Annotated in this window: 5 protein-coding genes; 3 read left to right on the top strand and 2 right to left on the bottom strand. The window is 36.1% G+C overall.

The window, feature by feature from the left end:
* A partial coding sequence (locus tag AC30RD_RS05800; RefSeq protein WP_489493394.1) for a molybdopterin-dependent oxidoreductase occupies positions 1 to 2,634 on the bottom strand: 2,634 nt, incomplete at its 3' end.
* A 12-nt stretch (positions 2,635 to 2,646) separates the two neighbouring features.
* Positions 2,647 to 3,771, bottom strand: a complete 1,125-nt coding sequence (locus tag AC30RD_RS05805) for a sulfurtransferase (protein WP_489493395.1) — start codon at positions 3,769 to 3,771, stop codon at positions 2,647 to 2,649.
* Between the two features lie 295 nt (positions 3,772 to 4,066).
* Here AC30RD_RS05805 and AC30RD_RS05810 point away from each other — a divergent pair, with 295 nt between their 5' ends.
* From AC30RD_RS05810 to AC30RD_RS05820, 3 genes are all read left to right on the top strand, one after another.
* A complete protein-coding gene (locus AC30RD_RS05810; RefSeq protein WP_489493397.1) occupies positions 4,067 to 4,642 on the top strand; it encodes a hypothetical protein in 576 nt (191 codons plus the stop codon).
* Positions 4,629 to 4,994, top strand: coding sequence for a hypothetical protein (locus AC30RD_RS05815; RefSeq protein ID WP_489493398.1), 366 nt, complete (start codon positions 4,629 to 4,631; stop codon positions 4,992 to 4,994). The genes AC30RD_RS05810 and AC30RD_RS05815 overlap by 14 nt, the downstream gene beginning before the upstream one ends.
* Positions 4,995 to 5,006: 12 nt before the next feature.
* Positions 5,007 to 5,434, top strand: a 428-nt coding sequence (locus AC30RD_RS05820; RefSeq protein ID WP_489493399.1) for a P-loop NTPase, incomplete at its 3' end; no start/stop codon positions are given.

Genomic DNA, 5,434 nt, shown 5'->3' on the forward strand with positions numbered 1-5,434 from the left:
ATCTCCATCTTCGATACCTTTCATTTTGGCTATTTTTTTATTGATGCTCACATAAGGAACGCCCCGTTGCAATCTTTGAAGGGTTCTACTATTTTTCCAGTTGCTATGAATCGACCATCTAGCATGAGGAGTCATCAACATAAACGGATTTTTCTTACCCTGAGGAGCTATAGGTTTTAGGGCATAGTTTGTTCCGTTTACGATTTTGAGATATGTTGGATGATCCACATAAAATGTCTGTCTACCGGTTAAAGTCTCAAAAGGCTCCATTTTAAAAAGGGTATATTCTCCTGAGTTATATGGCCTATCCGCATACAAAGGAGACATTTTTGCGGCTTTTTCGTTTAGCTGCAAAAATCCTCCCGCTTTATACATCTTCTCCATAGTCCATGGGGCATACTGCTCACACTTTTCAAGAGCGGCCTCAACCGCAAGCTTATCCGTGCCAAGATAAGGCTCCATTGCAGCTTCGGACTCTTCATCTTTGTTTGTAAACTCTTTATAAAAATTTAACAGATCCCTATACCCCTCTCTTGCATATTTTTTACTATCTTTTACTTTCGCTTTTGCTCTGTTTTGAGGCTTGTTTGCTATCTCTTCTATTTTTTTGGCCAATAGCGCAAACATACTCCACTCATCCATAGCCTCACCTACCGGTTTCATATTTGCGATAGGTTGGGCAAGGTTGGTAAACCTGTGATATCCGGGGCTCGTTCTGATATCATACACCTCATAATGGGATTTTGCCGGGAGCAAAATATCTGCAAACATTGCCGCTTCGCTCATTTTATAGTCCACATAAGCAAAAAACTTCGTCTTTTTCAAAAAGGCTTTTCTATATTCGCTACCTTTATTTCTTCTAAATTTCGAATCGGCTACTATTAAAGCAACTTCCGGGGTCCACCAAGGTTTATAATATGGATCTTTTTCATCGTGCTCTTTTCCATCTTCTCCAAGTTTAAGAGCCTCCTCGATGATCTTTATATACTCATCTTTGCCGACTTTTCCGCCTGTTGCTCTTTTTACGTCTTCGTCGCTAAAATACTCTTTAAAGGTTTTCAATCCATCACCAAAAACAAACTCCCCAACAAAACCCGAACCAAATCTTGGCTTATATTTATTTCCAAATCCGCTAAGGGTCCCAAGCCCGCTTAAACTAAACTCATTTTCGGTATTTAATCCTCCATATGGTCCAAGGCGCCCAGTTAATCCGCAAATTGAGGAGATATTCCATATATTTAAAATCCCGTTGAAATATTTATTTAAACTAAAGCCGGTAGTGATCTCCACAACTTTTGGAAGAGCTATCTCTTTTGCCAAAACTCTAACGGTATCTGGATGAACACCTGTTATCTTTTGAGTAGCTTCGGGACTAAACTGCTCTACATTTTTTTTCAACAGCTCAAATACTGTCGTAACTTTTACTTTTTTGCCATCCTTTAACGTAACTTCCCACTCCCCTTCCAATATAGGATCGATTCCAAGCTCGTCAATTTTCAGAGTTTTATGCTCGCTTCCATGACTACCTGGCATTAGAGCAATTTTTCCAGTTTTTTTGTTCATTGTATAAAATTGTGCCTCATAATGCTCGTGTTCCTCTTCATTGTGAGGCTCTTCAATATCTACTCTTCTTAAAAGCTTTTTATTATCAAGCCTTACTAAGAAAGGAAGATCTGTATATATTTTCATAAATCCCGGCTTATACCATCTGTTTTTAATGATCTCATACATCACGCTCATAGCTAAAAACTGATCTGTTCCAGGCTTTATAGGTATCCATAGATCAGCGCTTTTTGCTGAAGCGTTAAACTCTGGAGTAATTACGATTATTTTAGCTCCGTTATATTTTCCCTCCCAGACAAAATGTGCATCCGGTATCCTTGATACGCTTGGATTTGCTCCCCAAAATATCGCGCTATCTACTTGATACATAAAATCATATGTACAACCAACGTTTCCTTCTCCATAAGCTATTGCCGCACCGCTAAACATATCTCCAAGATATGAAGCGGGATATATCCTGTATGCTCCAAGCTGAGTAGAAAATCTAAGAGGAGCCCCTCTTCTTCCTTCTGTAAGAAGCCCGGTTCCAGCATGCACCATCAATCTTTCTGGACCCTTTTTAGGATCAGTCATAACATCAAATATCTTTTGAGCCACGATTTGGGCAGCTTCATCCCAACTAATCCTTTTCCATTTCCCTTCGCCTCTTTTGCCAACCCTTTTCATTGGATAGAGGATTCTATCTTTTTCATACATAACTTGAGAGTGTTGAACACCCTTATTACATCCTCTTGGATTAAAATCTGGAATTTTTGGATTTATTCTTGGATATCTGGCACTCTGATTCTCTCTGGTAACAACACCGTTATTGCTCCATATCTCCCAAGCGCAGTTACCCTGACAGTTTACACAGTGATAAGCAAAGCCGTGCTCCTCTTTTTTGCCGTATGTAAAGCCAAATTCGTTTCTATACATCTGCTCTGTATAGGTAGTGTTAGGATAGTTATGTTTGCCGTTTTCCACTCTGATAATATTGGTTTTGGCAAACAGGCTTCCGCTACTTGCAACCAAAGCTGCCGTTGCGCTTGATACCTTTAAAAAATCTCTTCTTTTTTTATTTACTCTTTCCATTACGCCAACTCCTTATCTTCTAATAGGTAGATTCATATCGTTGCCCCACTCGTCCCAACTTCCTGTATAAACTTTGACATTTTCGTATCCAAGCAGTTTTAGAGCGGTTGTGATCTCTGTGCTTCTTCCAGCGCCCACATGGCAATATGCGTAAATAGTTTTATCTTTTGTAACGCCGTATCTTTTAAATACCTCCTCCATCTCTTTTAGATTTTTAAAACTTTTTTTGTTTTTAAAATCTGTAAAATTTTTCCACTCTATAAATTTTGCTGTTGGAATATGACCTCCCCGCGCTACATTATCCATCTTTCTCTCGCCAATTATTTCTATCATTCCTCTGGTATCGATTATTACGTATTTGCTTTTATCTCCGTTTTTGAGTCTATCTTTTACCGCTTTATAAACTTCATCTTTACTTGCTATCAAATCGTATCTGATCTTTTTCTCGTCAATATGGTAATGTTTTTGTTTAATATTTGCTTTTGGGTCTAAAACCGCGTGAAGATGGTGGCCCAAATCTATAACTTTTTTACCCTTTTGAATCAAAAGTTTTGGCTCAAGTGCTTTCATCCTCTTTTTCAACTGGGCATATTTTGCCTTTAGTTTTTTATACTCTTCGTTATTTCCGGCTTTCTTGGCTTTTTTATAAGCCTTTTTGACTTTTCTTGCCTCTTTTTTTAATTTATTGTATTTTTGTTGATTTGGATCTATCTTTTTGATAGCTTCCATTCCTCCGTTTAAAACCTTTACCTTATCGTGTCCAAAACTTTTAAAATACATATAAACACCTGTTGCGTTTGGACCCCTAAAATTGTCATAAGCTATCACCAACGTATCGTTGTCTATTCCGTGAGCTCCTATATAATGTTCTGCTGTCTTTGGACACATAAAAAGAGGAGCACACTCTAAATTGCCCATAATATCCGCATGATGAAGATGGTGAGCATACATACTAACCGATCCTTTAATATGTCCATTTTCAAAAGCGGTATCGTCATCCCCACTAACAAAAACAACCCCAGGCTTTCCGATAAGCTTTACAGCATCTTTTGCCTCAATCAATATCGAGTTATCTTTTGCAAAACCAAAGCCTATCAAACAAGCCACTATAAGTAATGCTTGCACTAACCTCTTCATTACTTCTCCTTATAAGTAAAATCAATCGTGCTTATACCCGTAAAATCGGGCTTTTCGCACACTCAATTCATTATAGATTTACAAATCTTAATCGAAGTTTAAATAAGTTTTTTTTATCTTTTTTTATCAACTTTCGACACCCTCTGATATCTTTTTTTATTTTTTATTCAATAATTTTTATCCATAATCGAAAAAAAACTGATAATTAAATTTGAAAAATTTTTGATAATATTATGCAAGGACGGTTAAGCGTCAAAATAGCTTAGTCGTTTTAACTTCTAAAAAAGGGACAAAAATGACAAAAAATGAGGCTTTAGAACTCCTTGATAACAAAAACCTACCTCTTGAAAAAGTAAAAGATATATATGAAAAATTTGAAGAAGATATGGAAGTTGTAGGAATGGTAGCTATGAATCTGAGCTTAAGAACAAGCGTATATGATAGAGAAAAAGGAAAAAGCCAGATTATGACAGAGCTTTTAATAAAGCTATCAAATTCGCCAGATATGGGAAGCAGATGGGCGGTTGCCAAAAATCCACACACTCCCGTTGAGATTTTAGAAAAACTAAGTCACGATGAGATCAATCTCGTTAGAGCCCTTGTCGCTACAAATCCAAATACACCAAAAGAGGTGCTAAAAAGACTATTTAGCGACGAAAAAATCGTAAGAGACGGACTAAGCGGCAATCCAAACACTCCCGTTGAATTATTAAACATCTTAGCAGACGATAAAGATAAGATGGTAAGATTAAGGGTCGCAGAAAACCCTTCTACAACAAAAGATATATTAAAAAAATTATCAAACGACGCCGATATAGACGTTAGCAAAGCAGCTAAAATAAGATTGGAGAGAGAAAATGAAAAAAAATAAAAATTTAGATAAATACAATATGCTAATAAAACAGATATTGGCTCTTCATTTTAGCGGATGCTACATAACAAACAAAGAACTTGTAAATATCGGCAAAAAGATAAAAGTAGAGGTAGATCTAGCAGATAGGGAAAAGGTTTTTAAAGATCTTTTGGCAAAAGCTATCAATGAGAAAAAAGAGACTATTTTTTTTAACGAACTCTCAAATCTTTTAAAACAGAGATTTGAAGAGTATAAAAAACTATCTTTAGACTTCCCAAACTCAAAAGAGATTATTTATGAATGGATGCAAAAGCTAAAAAGTATAGATAGATTAATAAAACAAAAAATTAAAATGAATCCATACGAATAAAATGGAGGAAAAATGGATACCAAAATTTTAGAAACATTAAAATCTATAAAATATCCTGGACTTAATAAAAATATCGTAGAGTTAAAAACGATAGAGAATATAAAAAAGAGAGGGAAAAATATTGAGATTATTTTAAATATCGCAAATCAAGAGGTATTTCCAAAAATCGAAAAAGCTATAAAAGAGTTATTAAAAGAGTATGAAGTCGAAGTAAAATTAAAAACAAAACCAAAAAAATCCATCTATTACGGCTCTACAGCCAAACCAAACAACAGAGCCCCCTACGCAAAAAATATAATCGCCGTTACAAGCGGCAAAGGAGGTGTTGGAAAAAGCACTCTAAGCGTAAATCTCTCTATCGCTTTAGCTCAAGATGGATACAAAGTTGGACTTCTTGACGCTGATGTTTACGGTCCGGACGTTCCAAGAATGACAAAAAC

It is taken from the genome of Nitrosophilus sp., from assembly GCF_982775275.1.